Source organism: Salinisphaera sp. C84B14, from assembly GCF_040361435.1.
Taxonomy (GTDB): Bacteria; Pseudomonadota; Gammaproteobacteria; order Nevskiales; family Salinisphaeraceae; genus Salinisphaera.
In genome coordinates this window covers 20248-37582 of sequence record NZ_APNL01000002.1, presented here as the reverse complement: position 1 = coordinate 37582, position 17335 = coordinate 20248, and the positions used below count along the sequence as shown (strand labels likewise).

The following is a 17335-nucleotide window of genomic DNA, read 5'->3' as shown; positions in this document are numbered from 1 at the left end:
ATGCAATGGGTCAGCCTAAGCAGAATCATCGCGGCGCGCTTGCGCCGCAGACGCGTCGTTCTTTTCTACGTCGGGCCGGTTTTGCCGGCGGGGCGGCCCTGTCCGTGGTGGGGCTGGGCGGCTGTAGCGACGATGGCGGCAGTGCGGTACGCGTGTCGCGGGCGCCGGGCAGCAGCGCCGAGACGTTTGCCCACGGCGTGGCCAGCGGCGATCCGCTGGCCGATCGGGTCATGCTCTGGAGTCGGGTCACCCCGTCGAGCGAGGGCGACGTCAGCGTCAACTGGATGCTGTCCGAATCCCCGGACATGGCCAACGTACTGCGCAGTGGTACCGTCGTTACCGACGCGACGCGGGATTACACGGTCAAGGCCGATGTGACCGGCCTGGCGGCTGGCACCACCTATTACTACCAGTTCGAAACCGCCGGCGAGCGTTCCCCGATGGGCCGTACCCGCACGCTGCCGCAGGCCGGGGTGCAACGGCTGCGCATGGCGGTGCTGTCCTGCTCGAACTACCCGTTCGGTTTCTTCAACGTCTATGGCCGGGTGGCTGAACGCGCCGATCTGGACCTGGTGTTGCATCTGGGCGACTACCTCTACGAATACCCGGGCCGGGGTGTCTCCGAGGCAGAAAATCCGGACGAATACGGTGACGGCCGCCCGCTCGGACGTGCCCCGGAACCGCCCTACGAGATCGTCAGCCTCGACGACTATCGCACGCGCCATGCCTGTTACAAGACCGATGTCGACCTGCAGGAGCTGCATCGCCAGCATCCCATGATCGCGGTCTGGGACGACCACGAATCGACCAACAACAGCTGGCGCGACGGCGCCCAGAACCACGACCCCGACCGCGGCGAAGGCCCGTGGAGCGCGCGCGAGGCCGCCTCGATCCAGGCCTATTACGAATGGCTGCCCATCCGCGAAACCGATCCGGATAACCCGGAGCGTATTTACCGCGGCTTCGAGATCGGCGATCTGGTGTCGCTGTCCATGCTCGATACCCGCCTGATCGGCCGCGACGAGCAGCTGGCAGGCAACGCAGAGAACGGATTCACCGATAGCGGCGATTACGCCAACGACGAGCGAACCCTGATTGATGATGCCCAGCGCCAATGGCTGGCGCAGCGCCTGCAACAGACCCAGGCGCGCTGGAAGCTGCTCGGCCAGCAGGTGATGTTCGGCCAGCTCAAGCGCCAGGGCGCACCCAATTCCAGCAATACCGCCAACCCCGGCGGCCAGGGCGGCGTATTCATCAATTCGGATCAATGGGATGGCTATCCGCGAGCGCGGGAGCAGGTATGGGATATCATCCGCGGCGGCCAGGCCGCCCCGAATGTGGCCATCGATAACGTGGTCGTACTCACGGGCGATATCCATACCTCCTGGGCACTGGATATCACCGAAGACCCGAACGACGCCACGGCCTATGATCCGGAAACCGGCATGGGTTCGATGGGCGTGGAGTTCGTGACCACGTCGGTAACCTCTCCGGGCAGCAACGGCGACCCCGCAGCCGTCAAGAGCCAGAACCCGCATATGAAATACGTGGAGCTGGCCAGCCGTGGCTACCTGCTGCTGGATATCACGCGCGAGCGCATGCAGGCCGAATGGTGGTACGTCGACGATATCGGAAGCCGCAACGACCAGCAGCGCTTTGCCAGCGCCTGGCAGGTGCGCGCCGGCGAAAACCACGTGGTTGCGGCCGACGCTCAGAGCCAGCCGATCGCCGATGCGCCGGCATTGGCCCCGTCCACCGGCTGAATGCCTGAACCGCGGGCACACGCCCGGTATTCGGGCGTGCCGCGGGCCCTGGCCGGTTGCAAACGCGCCGGCTACGCCGTTTGCGCGGCCCGCCTGTTGTGTTCACGTTCAGCCGCAGCCGCGCTGCGATTCATCGAGCGCCCAAAAAGAAAGCCGCACGATGGCGGCTTTCTTCTTCGCGTCTATACGTAGCGCTTCGCGCTTAGAAGCGACGCGGACCGCGCGGACGATCGTCGCGCGGACGGGCTTCGTTCACCCGCAGGGTGCGACCACCGAGATCCTTGTTGTTCATGCCTTCGATGGCCTGTTTGGCATCGTTGTCGTCCGGCATTTCCACGAAGCCGAAGCCGCGCGAACGGCCGGTTTCGCGGTCCATGATCACCTTGGCCGACGATACTTCACCGAACGCTTCGAAAGCGCCCCGGAGTTCGTCGTCATTGGTGTTCCACGACAGATTGCCCACGTAAATATTCATCTCGACTGATCCTAGCGATACCGTGTCATTATTTCTGAAAAACCGTACGGACTCGTCAACGACACCAAACTAAGACCAACGGAGAACGGCCAAGCCGAACAATTCCGAGTCTACATATTTTTCGCTGCTTGCAATAGCTCAATGCGAAAAAAATTTCAAGCATTCAAAACCGCTCGCAAGCCGGCGTGTCCGGGCGTTGCGGCGGTTTGACGTAATGCTAGCTGCAATTCGGCTTGTTGGGCGTCTGCTGGTAGAGCTGCATGGCCTGATTCATATGGCTCTCCAGATTGTTGATCCGGCTCTGGTTGGAGGGATGGGTCGACATGAACTCGGCCGGCTTTTCGCCGCCGGCCGCGGCCATGTTCTGCCAGAGCGCAACCGACTGACGCGGGTCGAAACCGGCTCGCGCCATCAGTTCCAGCCCGATCGTATCTGCTTCGCTCTCCTGGGTACGCGAAAACGGCAGCAGGATGCCCACTTGCGCGCCGAGGCCGAGCGCCGACATCACCGCTTGGTTGCCGCCCCCGCCGGAGCCGCCCAGAAAGGCCGATACCACCTGCAGGCCGCCCTGGGTCGCGGCCTGCTGCGATACGCGTTCGTTGCCGTGGTCGGCGAGTACGTGCCCGACCTCGTGACCGATGACCGCGGCTAGCTGATCGTCCGTCTTGGCCACGTCCAGCAGGCCGGAGTAAACGCCGATTTTGCCGCCGGGCAGCGCGAAGGCGTTGACCTGGTCGTCCTTGAATACCGTGACTTCCCATTCGCCGCCGGTCACGCGCGTAATCGCGTCGGCCACGCACTTCACGTAGCGATTGTCCGCAGTGCTGGTATCGATCGGCTCTTCCTGCTTCATCTGCTGATAGCTCTGGATGCCCATCTGCGCAATCTTCTCCTCGGAAAAGAGCTTGAGCTGGTTGCGCCCGGTGGGCGAGGTCGCACAGGCAACCAGCAGCAGCAGTAGCGAAGCGACGTAGATTCGACGCATGGTCGGTTTTCTCCCGAAAGCGGGCCGTAAAACGGCGGTTGCTCGTGTCTGACAGGCATAGATTCTAGCGCGACGAGCTTGCGCGTCCATGAATGCCCGGCCGGCCGTCACGGCGCATTGGTTACAATGCGCGCCATGGATGACGTATCGACAATTCTCGACTCTTTGAACGAAGCCCAGCGTGAAGCGGTGGGCGCGCCGCCGGGGCATATGCGCGTACTTGCAGGCGCGGGCTCGGGCAAGACTCGGGTATTGATTCATCGTATCGCCTGGTTGATCGGCGTCGAGGGCGTATCGCCGCAGTCGATCCTGGCCGTCACCTTCACCAACAAGGCGGCGGGCGAAATGCGCGCCCGGCTCGAGCCGATGCTGCGCGTACCCGCACGGGCGCTGTGGGTGGGCACCTTTCACGGCATCGCCCACCGGCTGCTGCGCCTGCATTTCAAGGAAGCCAAGCTGCCGCAGGCGTTTCAGATCATCGATTCGGACGATCAGTACCGGCTGGTCCGGCGCACGCTCAAGAATCTGGAAATGGACGAGCAGCGCTGGCCGCCGCGCCAGATGCAGGGCTTCATCAACAGCTGCAAGGAGGCCGCCGAGCGCCCGCGCGATCTGGCCGATACCGGCGACTATGCGCGTAGCCAAATGATTCGTGTCTATCAGGCCTATGAAAGCGCGCGCGAATCGGCTGGCCTCGTGGACTTTCCAGAGCTGCTGCTGCGCGCCTACGAAACCTGTCGCGACAACGCCGACCTGCTGGCGCATTACCGGCGGCGTTTCAGCCATATCCTGGTCGACGAATTCCAGGATACGAACGCGCTGCAATACGCCTGGATTCGCCTGCTGGCCGGCGACAGCGGCAAGGTGTTCATCGTCGGCGACGACGACCAGTCCATCTATTCCTGGCGCGGCGCGCGGGTCGACAACATCCTGCGCTTCGAGGAAGACTTCAAGAACACTGCCACCGTACGCCTGGAGCAGAACTATCGCTCCACGGGCACGATCCTGGGCGCGGCCAATGGCCTGATCGGTCACAACCTCACCCGTCTGGGCAAGGAGCTGTGGACCGCCGGCGCCGATGGCGAGCCGATCGATATCTATGCGGCCTTCAACGAGTACGACGAAGCCCAGCATGTCGTCACCCGCATCCAGAACTGGATCGCCGACGGCGGCAAGCGCTCGGATATTGCCATCCTCTATCGCTCCAACGCCCAGTCGCGCGTGCTCGAGGAGCGGCTGATCGCGGCCGAGATTTCCTATCGTATCTACGGCGGTCAGAAGTTCTTCGAGCGTGCCGAGATCAAGGACGCGCTGGCCTATATGCGGCTGCTGCAATCCCGAGCCGACGATGCGGCCTTCGAGCGCATCGTCAATACGCCCACGCGCGGTATCGGCGCGACCACCGTCGACAAGATCCGCAGCCATGCACGCGCTGGCGCGATGAGCCTGTGGCAGGCGGCTTTCGATCTGGCCGAGAATGGGCTGCCGGCCCGTGCCGGCAAGATGGTCATGGCTTTCATCGAACTCATCGATACCCTGGACGCCGAGATCGAGGGCATGGCCCTGCACGAAATTGCCGAAAAGGTGATCGTGACCACCGACCTCAAGGCGCACCACGGCAAGGGCGGCGACGAAAAAGCCGAAGGCCGCAAGGAAAACCTCGACGAACTGGTGTCTGCCGCGCGCGCCTATACCGCCGATGACGACGACACCATGGACGAAATCACCCAGTTCCTGGCCTATGCCTCGCTGGAAGCCGGCGAAAATCAGGCCGGCGAATGGGACGAGTCGGTCCAGTTGATGACCCTGCACTCGGCCAAGGGTCTGGAGTTTCCGCTGGTGTTCATGGTGGGCCTCGAAGAAGGCTTGTTTCCGCATCAGCGCTCGGTCGACGACGACAACGGCCTCGAGGAAGAGCGCCGCCTGTGCTACGTAGGCATGACCCGGGCCATGGAGAAGCTGCATATCTCGCATGCCGAGGTACGGCGCCTGCACGGCTCGGAAAATCTGTGTGCGCCGTCGCGTTTTCTGCGCGAGATTCCGGCGGATTTCCTGCGCGAAGTGCGCCCGCAGGCGGGTATCAGCCAGCCGGTATTTCGCCCGGGTAGTATCGCCAAGTCCGAACAGCGCGCGGCCGGGCTGTCGCTCGGCCAGCGGGTCGCGCACAAGAAATTCGGCCAGGGCACGGTGTTGGCCTTCGAGGGGGATGGCGCCCGTGCCCGGATTCAGGTCAACTTCGACGGGGTGGGCAGCAAGTGGCTGATCGCCGGCTATGCCAAACTCGATCCGGTATGACTTGATCGGTAACTAAAAAAACCGCGCTCGGGGGCGCGGCCATTGGGGGAAGCGATATGGGATTGGGTCGTTTGCGGGCATGCGGGGCTTCGTGCCTGCTGCTTTCTACGATGTTCTGGATCGCGCCGGTGTGCGCGCAGGCCGACGACGCGCAGGCGCCGCAGCCACTGGCGTTTTCGGATCAGTCGCCCACGGTCGCGATCTACGGGCTGCCGCGCGCGGATGGCTATACCGTGGTCGAGCCCGGCGCCTGGCGGGGCGGACTACGGGTGGATTTCCCCAGCCACTACACCGAACAGAACAGCGGTAACGAAAGCCTTTTGTTCGACGGCGAAACCACGCGTGCCGCGCTGGTATTCGAGCGTGGCCTGGCTAACGACTGGCAGGCCAGTATCGAAATACCGTTCGTCGACCACAGCGGTGGCTTTGCCGACGGGTTCATCGACGATTTTCACGATCTGTTCGGTTTTTCCGACGGCGGGCGATCCGGCGCGCCCCGCGATCGCCAGTCGTTTCGATATGAGCGCGATGGCCGGGTTGCCCTCGATGTGAGCGATTCGCCTTCAGGCGTGGGCGATGTGCGCCTGGGCTTGAAGAAGCGCCTGGCCGGTTTCGGCGACTGGGGCATGGCACTTGCCGGCGAACTCAAGTTGCCGACCGGCGATGCCGATCGGCTGACCGGCAGCGGCGCGGCCGACGTATCGCTCTGGGGCACGATCGGCAACAACCAGAACGGTCTGTCGCGTTGGCGCATGCTCGCCGGCGTGGGTGGCCTGTATTCGGGCGAGGGTGATGTGCTCGAAGACCAGCGCGTACAGGAAGTCGCCTTCGGCTGGGCGACCCTGGGGTATGCGGTGCTGCCCTCGGTCGTGGTCAAGGTACAGGGCTATGCGCATAGCCCGTTCTATGAAGATACCGATATCGAAGCGCTCGACGGCACCGCCGTGTCCGGCGCGCTGGGCATCGACTGGCAGCTCAGCGAGCGCTCGCGCATGGAATTTGCGATTATCGAAGATCTGAACACCGGGGTTTCGCCGGACGTGAGTTTTCTGCTGGGTTTGCGCCACGGTTTCTGACGCGGCTCCGCTGAATGGGGGAGTCAATGAATAATCGTTATTTCCAGACGCTGCGGTATGCCGCCGGGCTGGCGATGCTGGGTGTCCTGCTATGCGGCATGCCGGCGTTCGCCCAGCCGGGCGGTGTGCAAACGAGCACGCCGGATATCGTGGCCCAGGCCATGCCGGCAGGCGAACGCGGCGCGCGCTTGCGGGTGGGCACAAAACACGCGCCGCCGTTCGTGGTGGATAGCGGCGACGGCCGCTTTTCAGGCGTGAGTATCGTGCTCTGGCAGGCGGTCGCCCAACGGCTGGGCATCGAATACGATTACGTGCCGAGTGATCTGGCCGGGCTGTTCAGCGGCCTCGAAGACGGCGACCTGGATCTGTCGGTTGCGGCACTGACGGTCACCGCGCCCCGCGAAGCCCATATCGATTTTTCCTACCCGTTCTATTCGACCGGCCTCGCGATTGCCGTGCCCGCGAATGACGGCAGTGCGGTTTGGGCCACGCTGCGACGCTTTTTTTCCTGGCAGTTCTTCACCGCGCTCGCCGGCTTGGCCATCGTGTTGTTGGCCGTGGGCGTGATCATCTGGCTGTTCGAGCGGCGGGCCAACGCCGAGGAATTCGGCGGCAGTACCGCCCAGGGCCTGGGCAGCGGCTTCTGGTGGGCCGCAGTAACCATGACCACGGTCGGCTACGGCGACAAGGCACCCAAGACGCTGGGCGGACGGCTCATCGGTCTGGTCTGGATGTTCGCCGCGATCATCATCATTTCCAGCTTCACTGCGGCGATTGCCACGTCGCTGACCGTCGATCGGCTGTCCTCGGGCATCAAGGGCGTACAGGATCTGGCCGATGCACGGGTGGTCACGGTGGAGGGCTCGGCTGCGGCCGAGGCCCTGCGCGATCGCGGCATCGCCTTCAGCGCACGGCCCGAGCTGGAAGACGGGCTTGCCGCATTGGCGGCGGGCCGGATCGATGCCGTGGTCTACGATGCGCCGCTGCTCAACTACCGGGTGAAAAACGAATACGGCGATACCTTGAGCGTGCTGGAGTCGATCTTCGACCGGCAGGACTACGCCTTTGCACTGCCCGAGGGCAGCGACCTGCGCGAACCCATCAATCGCGCGATTCTGGAGTATCTGGCCAGCGATGCCTGGCGCGATACCTTGACCCAGTATCTGGGCAGCCAACCTTAGGCACAGGGCCACGATCCGCGCTCGGCGGCAGGCAAGACCGCTGCCGAGCCGCGCCTAGTTCTTGGCCCGCATCACCAGCGTATCAATACGGTTTTCGCGCAGCCGTTTGAGGATCTTGTTGAGCTCGCTCGACGAGCTGATGGTATTGCTTTGCACGCGATAGACCGTCTTGCCCGAAGGCAGGTCCACTTCCACCGTCTTGGCGGCCAGTCCAAGCATGCCCAGTTCGGCCTTGCGGCGTTCTGCATCGGAGGGGGTGGAGAAGGAGCCGGCCTGGATGATAAAGCGTCCCGGTTCTTCGACCTTGGGCGTGGTCGGCTGCGGCTTGGAGGCCGGCTGCTCGACTTCAGCGGCGCTGGGCGGCGCGCTGTGCGAGGCGGAGCGACTCTTTTTCTCCGGATATTCCTCTTCCGGGATCACCACTTCATAGTTCGGCAGCATCTTGTAGAAAGAAAAGCGTGGCTCCTCTTCCTCGGCTTCGGGCTCGGCCGGGGCGGCCGCCTTTGCCGACTGCGAGGATTCGTCCTTGCTGCTCTTCTCCGGCATGGCGATTTTTATCTGCTCGCGCGCCAGATCGCCGCCGGGGCGTGCGAACACATAGAACACCGCGGCCACGGTCAGACCGATACACAGCCCGCAGATCATCCATACCCAGCCCGGCGGGCCGCCGCCCTTGGTGCGCTTGGTCGGCGTGGGTCGCGCGGCCGGCTGGCGGCGCGTGGGCTTGCGCTTGCCGTTATTCGAGGAAGAACTGCCCGGTCGGCCGGAATAATCTCGCGCCATTACATCTGCTCCGGTGCGTCCACGCCCAACAGCTTAAGCCCGTTGACCAGTACCTGTCGTGTGGCGAACACCAGCGCCAGGCGCGCGTTGCGCAGGGCGGCGTCGTCGACCAGAAACTGCTGGGCGTTGTAGTAACTATGAAAGGCATCGGCCAGATCGCGCAGATAATGCGCCACGGCCTGGGGTGCGAAATCCGCGGCAGCGGTTTCGATGAGTTCCGGAAAGCGGGAGATAGCGGTGATCAGGCGTTGTTCGTGGGCGCTGTCGAGGCGCGCCAGATCCGCTGCTTCCCGGCTATAGGCCATGCCGCGATCGGCCAACTGGCCGTCGACGCTGCAAATACGCGCATGCGCATACTGGATGTAGTAGACCGGGTTCTCTTCGCTCTGGCTACGGGCCAGATCGATATCGAAGGTTTGCTGGGAATCCGGTTTGCGCGCGGCCAGGAAATAACGCGTCGCGTCGCGGCCCACCTCGTCGATAAGGTCGCGCAGCGTCACGTAGGAGCCGGCGCGCTTGGAGAGCTTCACTTCCTCGCCGCCGCGCATCACGGTGACCATCTGATGCAGCACGTAGTCCGGCCAGCCTTTGGGGATGCCGATATCCAGAGCCTGCAGTCCGGCGCGTACGCGGGCGATGGTGCCGTGGTGGTCCGCGCCCTGTTCGTTGATCGCGCGGGTGTAGCCGCGTTCCCATTTCGCCACGTGATAAGCCACGTCCGGCACGAAATAGGTATAGCCCCCTTCGGCCTTGCGCATGACGCGATCCTTGTCGTCACCGAAGTCCGTGGTTTTGAGCCACAGCGCGCCGTCCGCCTCGTAGGTATGGCCGGCCGCGACCAGCGCCTCGACCGTGCGCTCGACCCGGCCTTCGCTATAGAGCGCCGATTCGAGCGAGTAGACATCGAAATCCACTGCGAAAGCCTTGAGGTCGGCGTCCTGTTCGCGGCGCAGATAGGCCACGGCGAATTCGCGGATTGCGTCGATATCGTCGGCATCTGCGGCGCCGGTGACTTCACGATCGTCCGCGGCAACCGTTTCGCCGGCAAGATAGGCCGCGGCCACGTCGGCAATATAGTCGCCGCGATAACCGTCGGCCGGCCAGGCGTCGTCTTCGGGAGTGACGCCCCTGGCTCGCGCCTGAACGGAAACGGCCAGGTTGGCGATCTGGGCGCCCGCATCGTTGTAATAGAACTCACGGGTCACTTCGAAGCCGGTGGCCTCGAACAGTCGCGCCAGACAGTCGCCGACTGCCGCGCCGCGACCGTGACCGACATGCAACGGCCCGGTGGGGTTGGCCGAGACGAACTCGATCATCACCTGCTGGCCGGCGCCGGTATCGCTTTGGCCATAGGCCGTACCGGCCGCGAGCACTTCATCGATGGCTGCGCGAAACGCCGCGGGCGCCAGAAAGAAGTTGATGAAGCCCGGCCCCGCGATCTCGACCCGATCGATACGCGCATCGTCGGCGAGCGTGTCGATGATCGTCTGGGCGATCTCGCGCGGGTTGCGGCGCAGCGTCTTGGTCAGCGTCATCGCGATATTGCTGGCGAAGTCGCCGTGGGCGGCATCGCGGGTGCGCTCTACGTGGGGCGCATCGGCGGTGTCGATATCGGGCCAGGCGCGGGTGACGGCGTCGGCAAGCAGATCCTGAACGAGACGTTTCACGGTGGTTTCGATAGGCGGTCGCAAGAATGACCGCGCAGTCTAACGCGCGCGCTCACGCCCGGCCATGTCTGGGCCATGACCGGCCGGGCCGATAATCGCTTTGGGCTAGAGCAGGTCCTGCGGATCGACGTCGATCGACCAGCGCACCCGGCGTGCGCCGGGCAGTTCGCCGAGCACGCGCTGCCAGTGGTCCAGGGCCGGGTGCAGACGTGCCCGATGGCTGGCATGCAGCAGCAGATGGGCCCGAAAGCGCCCGGCCCGGCGCTGCATGGGCGCGGGCACCGGGCCCAGGCAGGCGAGCTGCGGGTCCGTATTGAGAGTCGCTGCGGCCTGCGCCAGAAACGCCGTGGGCGATTGCAGGTCGTGGGCCTCGGCACGCAGCAGGGCGAGATAGCCGAACGGCGGCAGCGCGGCTTCGCGGCGTTCGGCCAGCGCGGCCTGTGCGAAGGCATCGTAGCCGCCGGTGAGCAGGCGATGCAGCAGCGGGTGCTCCGGGTGGCGGGTCTGTAGCCACACCTCGCCGGGCAGGTCGCCGCGCCCGGCGCGGCCGGCCACCTGGGTGACGAGCTGGGCCATATGCTCGGCGGCGCGAAAGTCCGCCGAGAACAGGCCGCCATCGACGTCGAGCACGGCGACACAGGTCAGGCGGGCGAAATCGTGGCCCTTGGCCAGCATCTGGGTGCCGACCAACAGCTGGGTGGCACCGCTGGCGACGTCGGCAAGCTGGCTTTCCAGCCGGCCCTTGCGCGCGACGCTATCGCGGTCGAAACGGGCCAGACGAACGTCGGGAAAACGGCTGCGCAGCGCCCCGGCTACCCGTTCGGTGCCGGCCCCGAGCGCGATGAGCTCTTTCGAGCCACAGCTTGGGCATTGTGCCGGGCTGGGTTCGTGGGCGCCGCAGTGGTGGCATTGCAGGCGTGCGCCGCCGCCATGCAGGGTCAGCGGCGCATCGCAGCGCGCGCAGGGCGCGATCCAGCCGCAGTCGTGACAGGACAGCGCCGGCGCATAGCCGCGGCGATTGATGAATACCATCACCTGATTGCCGGCGCCGAGATGGCGTTCGATATGCGCGAGCATGGGGTCGGACAGCCCGCCCAGCAGCGGTCGCGAGCGGATATCGATCACCCGCACCGGCGGCAGTGCCGCGCCGGTGGCGCGTTCGGCCAGCTTGAGATGCGCGAATCGGCCGTGCTGGGCGTTGTGCAGGCTTTCCAGGGCCGGCGTGGCGCTGCCGAGCACGATCGGAATATCGCGCTGCTGGGCACGGCGCAGGGCCACGTCGCGCGCATGGTAGCGAAAGCCATCCTGCTGCTTGTAGGAGCCGTCGTGCTCTTCATCCACCACGATCAACCCGAGCCGCGGCATGGGGGTGAACACCGCCGATCGGGTGCCGATGACGATATCCGCGTCGCCGGCGCGGGCCGCCCGCCATACATCGGCGCGTTCGCCGTCGCTGCGCTGGGAGTGCAGCACGCCGATGGTGGCATCGAAGCGGCTACGCAGGCGTTCGATCAGCTGGGGCGTCAGCCCGATTTCCGGGGCCAGAAACAGAACCTGACGACGGGCGGCCAGCGCTTCGGCCATCTGCCGGCAATACACCTCCGTCTTGCCGCTGCCGGTCACGCCTTCCAGCAGGCTGGGGTGAAAGCCGGTGCTGCGTCGGGCGAGTTGTTCGACTGCCTCGCGTTGCCTGTCCGTAAGGGTGGGCGCATGGCCCGCGCTGCCGTGTTCGAGCGCGCCTGGCAGGTCGACTTCTTCGATCAGGCCGCGTTGCTGCAGGGCCTTGAGCGGCGCATGGATCGAGCCGAAGCGGGCGAGCAGATGCGAGTGCGCCACGGCATGTTCGCCGGTACGAATGGCGTCGAGCAGTTCATGCTGGCGTTTGGCGTGCGCGGCCGGTTCGTTTGTGCCGGTCGCGGCGACAGCCTGCCAGCCGCGGTGGCGGTTCGGGGTCTGGTCTGTTCTTGCCCGGCGTAGCGCGACCGGCAGGGCGGTGGCCAGCGCCTCGCCGACCGGGTGGTGGTAATAGCGCGCCGCCCAGCGCAGCAGCGCCAACAGTTCATCGTCGAATACCGGCGCGTCATCCAGGCGGGTTTCGATGGGGCGCAGGCGCGATGTGGGCAGTTCGCTTTCAACGCCGGCTTCGATGACGATGCCGACCAGGCGGCGCCTGCCGAACCGTACCAGGACACGGCTGCCAATCGGGGTCGGGTCTTGGGCGTCTAGATCGAGATAATCGAAGCCGCCATATAAGGGCACGGGCACGGCCACGCGCAGGATCGGCGGTGTTTCTACGCCGCTCATCAACGGTTTACGGCCTGTGGATAAAATCGTGGATGAATTTCTGCGAGTGCGCTGCCGCGACCGCTCAAATCGCTTGCCTTGCTCGAAAGTTCGTAAAAAAATCCATTTTTAACAGTCATATACGAGAAATCGCGCTCAATGTGCGCTGCAGCAAAATCGCGTGTGCGATCTTTTGCGCCCTGTGAATATGTGGATAAACAACTCAGGGCCCGGCTGAAAGACCGCCATACCGGCGTTGCGCCGCTGCTGTTGGCTGTGGATGAGGCGTGCGTCATCGCGCAAGGCTGCATAGTTCGTCCAGCATCGCCAGCGTGAGACCCCACAGCCGCTGACCGTCGCCACAGTCATAGCAGGGCATGGGAACGCTCAGCCGGCCGACGTGCCAGCGCATGGTCCGGCGGTTGGCGGGCTCATCAAGCCAGGCCAGCGCGAGCCAGCGGGTGGCGGCGATCTCGTGATTGAGCACCGGCTCGATACGTTGTTCCAGCCGATAGACGAACGGGGACACCACCATCGGCGCGCGGCGCCGGTGGTCGAGCGTCAGCCGGTCGTTGAGGCGGCCGATGCCGTGCGCGCGGGTGATGTGCAGGCCGACTTCCTCGCCGGTTTCGCGACAGGCGGCGCGCGAGGCGCTGGCTTCGTCCACTGCGTCCACGCGACCGCCGGGAAACGCCATATCGCCTGACCAGGGGTCGCCTTGTCGATGCGCGCGCAGCGCAAGCAGTACCTCGGCGCCCTGACGAGACTCGCGCAGGATCACGGCCACCGCAGCGCGTTTGAGATGGCGCCTGAAGCGCAGGCGCCGCGCGGGATAGCCGGCGAGGGCGCGGGTGATGGGGGCGAGTTCGTGCATGGGCGAAGCTTAACCGGCTATATGCCGCACCAAGAAAAAAGCCGCCCGAAGGCGGCTTTTTCCGTCTTGGCCTAAACGCCCTAGAGCTGCTTGAGGCCGTTGGCCAGATCCGTACAGACCTGTTTCGCGTCGCCGAACACCATGCGGGTGTTGTCGCCGAAGAACAGGGCGTTCTGTACGCCGGAGAAGCCGGTGCCCTTGCCGCGCTTGACGACGTAGACCTCGCGGGCCTTGTCGACGTCGAGAATCGGCATGCCGTAGATCGGGCTGGATTCGTCGGTACGCGCGGCCGGGTTGACCACGTCGTTGGCGCCGATGACCAGCGCCGCGTCCGCGTTCGGGAACTCGGCGTTGATTTCTTCCAGGTCGAAGATCTTGTCGTAGGGCACGCCGGCCTCGGCCAGCAGCACGTTCATGTGACCGGGCATACGGCCCGCCACCGGATGGATGGCGAACTTCACGTCCACGTCATGCTCTTTTTCGAGCATCTGCACGAATTCCCAGAGCTTGTGCTGGGCCTGGGCCACGGCCAGACCGTAGCCGGGCACGATGATCAGACTGTCGGAATAGGCGAACGATGCAGCCGCATCAAAGGCCTCGACCGACTTCATCTCGCCTTCCGGCCCGTCAGCCTCGGCGCCGTCGTCCACACCGAAGCCGGCGAACAGCACGTTCGAGATGGAACGATTCATGCCGTTGGCCATGAGCAGCGTGAGCAGCGTACCGGCGGCACCTACGACGGTACCGGCGATGATCATCGCCGCGTTGCCGAGCACGAAGCCTTCAAACGCCACGGCCAGGCCGGTGAAGGCGTTGTACATGGAGATGACCACCGGCATATCGGCGCCGCCGATCGGGTTGGTCAGCAGTACGCCGAACACCAGGCAGAGCGCAAAGAAGATCGTGACCAGCACCGGCGCGCTGCCGGCCGACATCAAGATCCACAGGCCCAGCAGCACGATCACCAGGGCCGCGCCGCCGTTGATCATCTGCTGTGCCGGCAGACGGATCGTCTTGCTCATCTTGCCTTCGAGCTTGGCCCAGGCGATCAGCGAGCCGGAGAACGACACGCCACCAATCAGCGCGCCGAGTACGGCCAGAATGAGTACGGTCGTGCCGTGCTCGAAGGCCCGCCCCGAGTACATCTCGATGAGCGCGATGGCTGCGGCCGCGCCGCCGCCCATGCCGTTATACAACGCCACCATCTGCGGCATGCCGGTCATTTCGACCTTCTTGCCGGTATACCAGGCGCCCGCGCCGCCGATTACGATCGCGAGGATCATCAGCACGTAGCGGAAGAAGCCGGCTTCCATGGCCGGGTGCCAGAGCGTGACCACGGTGGCCAGGGCCATGCCGATGCCGGCCCACTTGATACCGCTCTTGGCGGTCTTGGGCGAGCCCATGCGTTTGAGGCCGATGATGAACAATACGGCCGCAACGAAATAACTCGCGTCTACGGTAAATTCCCAGAAACTCATATTCGGTAACCTTTTCGTGTGCTCGTTCTTGTAATGGGATCAGCGAGGATCAGTCCTTGGAGGACTTGAACATTTCGAGCATGCGCTCGGTCACGACATAACCGCCGACCGCGTTGCCGGCCGCCAGAATCACGCCGATAAAGCCGATCAGCGTCTCCCAGAAGCCGTCGGCATGGCCGAGTGCGACCATGGCGCCGACGAGCACGATCCCGTGCACGAAGTTGGAACCCGACATGAGCGGGGTATGCAGAATGGCCGGTACACGGCCGATGATCTCGTAGCCGGTGAAGGCCGCGAGCATGAAAATATAGAGTGCGACAAAACCTGTAATCACTGTCTTTTCTCCCGAAAGATGATGAGCCGGTGGGCGAAGGCCTAGGCGTTGCCTTCGAGCGCCTTCTTGGCGGCTTCGTTGACGGTTTCGCCGTCGTGCGTCAGCGCGGACTTGGCCAGGATTTCGTCATCCCAGTTGATTTCGAGCTTGCGCGTCTTGTCGGCCGGCTTGGCGTCGTCCTGACCTTCTTCCTCGATCACGATCAGCTGCAGGAAGTTGAACAGGTTCTGGGCATACATCTCGCTGGCGTGTTCGGCCAGCAGGGCCGGTACGTTGGACGGCCCGTAGATGGTCACGCTGCCGTGGGTGACGACTTCGTCGGGCTGGGTCAGCTCGCAGTTGCCGCCGCCGGAGGCGCCGAGGTCGATCAGCACCGAGCCGGGCTTCATGGCATCAACCATGGCCTTGGAGATGATCTTGGGCGCCGGCTTGCCGGGCACCGCCGCGGTGGTGATCACGGCGTCGGCATCGGCCATGTTCTTTTCCAGCATCTGCTGCTGCTTCTTCTTTTCTTCGTCGGTCAGCTCGCGGGCGTAGCCTCCCTCGGCTTCGGCCTTGACGCCTTCGGCCATGAGGAAGTCCGCGCCCAGCGACTCGACCTGTTCCTTGGTGTCGGTACGCACGTCATAGGCGAACACCTTGGCGCCCAGGCGCTTGGAGGTGGCAATCGCCTGCAGGCCCGCCACGCCGGCGCCGATGACCAGCACCTTGGCCGGGCGGATGGTGCCGGCGGCCGTGGTCAGCATGGGCAGGAAGCGCTCCAGCGAGTTGGCCGCCATGAGCGCGGCCTTGTAGCCGGCCGCGGAGGCCTGCGAGGACAGAGCGTCCATCGACTGGGCACGGGTGATACGCGGCACCAGTTCCATGGCGAAGCTGGTTACGCCGGCGTCGTTGAGCGCCTTGACCGTATCCGGGTTGTTGTGGGCCTGCACGAAGCTGATCAGTACCGAGCCCTTCTTCATCTTGCCGATCGACTGCGCATCGGGCGCATTGACGGCCAGCACGACATCGGCGCCGAATACATCGTCGGCGTTGTCGGTGATCTGAACCGGTTCCTTGAAGGATTCGTCCGGGATACGGCTGCCTTCGCCGGCGCCCTTGGCGATCTTGAGATCGACGTTGAGTTTGGCCAGCTTGTCGGCCACCTTCGGCACCATGGCGACACGGGTCTCGCCACTGGCCGTTTCTTTCGGGACTGCGATAGTTACGCTCATGTCTTCCCTTGAATTTGTTCTAATGAATACCCGGCGCGGCGCGTTGGCACGGTGCAGACAGACGTGTCCGCCCATGAGCCGCAGGCCGGATTAACCCCGAAAGCAGTCTAACCTAAACCATTAGGCTTTCGTAGCATGGGCCGCTTGCGACGATTTCAGCGCCCCGGCGGGGTCACCGCGGTTTCGACGTAGTCCTGCGGAATGCTCAATCGTTGGCTCGACACCTCTTTATGGCTGACCTCCACCAGTTGGCGGCGCTCGCCGGTGTTGGTATCGGTAAAGCGGATCGGCATGCCGGCCAGGCTGAGATAGGGCAGGCCGGCGGTCTCGAAACCGGTGCCGGCCAGCAGCGTCTGCATGAGCGAGAACATGGAGGTCACGCTGGCAAAGGTGTCTTTGCTGATGCCCAGGGCCTTGGGCGTGGCCACGCATAGCGTTTCGGCGGGCTGGCCGTCGCGTACCACCTGCACCACTTCGCACTCCACGCCGGCGACATCTTCTTTGCGCCCGGTGCGGTCAAGGCCGATTTTCTGGTTACGGGTATCCAGGCCGGGTACCGACTGCAGCATGGCCGCACGTGCTGTAGCGCGCTGTGCTTCGGGCAGCTGCTGCACACGCGCCTCGATCTGGGCCCGCAGCGAATCTACCTGCTCGCGAATGACGCTGGCGGAGTCGCGGTCCAGGCGCGTGTAGGTGCGCTCACGCGGATCGACCGAGAAGATGGCCTTGGCATCCTCCTTGTAGAGCTGCCACTGCGGGCTCGCATCGTCGATGCGCACCGCGCCCGGGTGCATGTCGACGGTAAACGCGCCGCTCGCGCCCTGGTAGGTCAGCGTGGTGTCGGCCTGGGCGATGCCCGCGACGGTGCTCAGGCCGGCCAGCAATGCAACGGCGGCCGTACGGCGGATTCGAATCATGGGCAGGGTC

The 17335-nt window shown here is 64.5% G+C and carries 14 protein-coding genes; 4 read left to right on the top strand and 10 right to left on the bottom strand.

The features are described from left to right. Positions 1 to 5: 5 nt before the first annotated feature. Positions 6 to 1763: an alkaline phosphatase D family protein gene (locus C84B14_RS01655; protein WP_353221571.1), complete on the top strand. Its 1758-nt coding sequence runs from the start codon at positions 6 to 8 to the stop codon at positions 1761 to 1763. Positions 1764 to 1965: 202 nt separating this feature from the next. Here the strand turns inward: C84B14_RS01655 and rbp are convergent, their stop codons facing one another. Further along, positions 1966 to 2238: an RNA-binding regulator gene (gene rbp / locus C84B14_RS01650; protein ID WP_006914093.1), complete on the bottom strand. Its 273-nt coding sequence runs from the start codon at positions 2236 to 2238 to the stop codon at positions 1966 to 1968. A gap of 217 nt (positions 2239 to 2455) precedes the next feature. Further along, the gene (locus C84B14_RS01645) at positions 2456 to 3223 is read right to left on the bottom strand and encodes a M48 family metallopeptidase (protein ID WP_353221570.1); all 768 of its coding nucleotides are present in this window, start codon (positions 3221 to 3223) and stop codon (positions 2456 to 2458) included. Positions 3224 to 3358: 135 nt separating this feature from the next. Here C84B14_RS01645 and uvrD point away from each other — a divergent pair, with 135 nt between their 5' ends. From uvrD to C84B14_RS01630, 3 genes are all read left to right on the top strand, one after another. Next, the gene (uvrD, locus tag C84B14_RS01640; protein WP_353221569.1) at positions 3359 to 5518 is read left to right on the top strand and encodes a DNA helicase II; all 2160 of its coding nucleotides are present in this window, start codon (positions 3359 to 3361) and stop codon (positions 5516 to 5518) included. A gap of 110 nt (positions 5519 to 5628) precedes the next feature. Further along, the gene (locus C84B14_RS01635) at positions 5629 to 6594 is read left to right on the top strand and encodes a DUF3187 family protein (protein WP_353221568.1); all 966 of its coding nucleotides are present in this window, start codon (positions 5629 to 5631) and stop codon (positions 6592 to 6594) included. Positions 6595 to 6620: 26 nt separating this feature from the next. Continuing rightward, positions 6621 to 7775 carry a transporter substrate-binding domain-containing protein gene (locus C84B14_RS01630; protein ID WP_353221567.1) on the top strand — a complete coding sequence of 385 codons (1155 nt, stop codon included), beginning with the start codon at positions 6621 to 6623 and terminating at the stop codon, positions 7773 to 7775. Between the two features lie 54 nt (positions 7776 to 7829). Here C84B14_RS01630 and C84B14_RS01625 read toward each other — a convergent pair whose 3' ends face one another. From C84B14_RS01625 to C84B14_RS01590, 8 genes are all read right to left on the bottom strand, one after another. Further along, positions 7830 to 8558 carry an SPOR domain-containing protein gene (locus tag C84B14_RS01625; protein ID WP_353221566.1) on the bottom strand — a complete coding sequence of 243 codons (729 nt, stop codon included), beginning with the start codon at positions 8556 to 8558 and terminating at the stop codon, positions 7830 to 7832. Then, positions 8558 to 10225, bottom strand: a complete 1668-nt coding sequence (argS, locus tag C84B14_RS01620) for an arginine--tRNA ligase (protein ID WP_502949880.1) — start codon at positions 10223 to 10225, stop codon at positions 8558 to 8560. The genes C84B14_RS01625 and argS overlap by 1 nt, the downstream gene beginning before the upstream one ends. A gap of 105 nt (positions 10226 to 10330) precedes the next feature. Beyond that, a complete protein-coding gene (locus tag C84B14_RS01615) occupies positions 10331 to 12529 on the bottom strand; it encodes a primosomal protein N' (protein ID WP_353221565.1) in 2199 nt (732 codons plus the stop codon). 271 nt (positions 12530 to 12800) lie between these two features. Next, positions 12801 to 13382, bottom strand: coding sequence for an NUDIX hydrolase (locus tag C84B14_RS01610; protein ID WP_353221564.1), 582 nt, complete (start codon positions 13380 to 13382; stop codon positions 12801 to 12803). Positions 13383 to 13462: 80 nt separating this feature from the next. Then, positions 13463 to 14860, bottom strand: coding sequence for an NAD(P)(+) transhydrogenase (Re/Si-specific) subunit beta (locus C84B14_RS01605; protein WP_348767314.1), 1398 nt, complete (start codon positions 14858 to 14860; stop codon positions 13463 to 13465). Between the two features lie 49 nt (positions 14861 to 14909). Further along, positions 14910 to 15194, bottom strand: a complete 285-nt coding sequence (locus tag C84B14_RS01600) for an NAD(P) transhydrogenase subunit alpha part 2 (protein ID WP_006914082.1) — start codon at positions 15192 to 15194, stop codon at positions 14910 to 14912. Between the two features lie 41 nt (positions 15195 to 15235). Further along, positions 15236 to 16408: an NAD(P) transhydrogenase subunit alpha gene (locus tag C84B14_RS01595; protein ID WP_348767313.1), complete on the bottom strand. Its 1173-nt coding sequence runs from the start codon at positions 16406 to 16408 to the stop codon at positions 15236 to 15238. Between the two features lie 155 nt (positions 16409 to 16563). Next, on the bottom strand, positions 16564 to 17325 hold the full coding sequence (locus C84B14_RS01590) for a hypothetical protein (RefSeq protein ID WP_353221563.1): 762 nt from the start codon (positions 17323 to 17325) through the stop codon (positions 16564 to 16566). Positions 17326 to 17335: the final 10 nt, after the last annotated feature.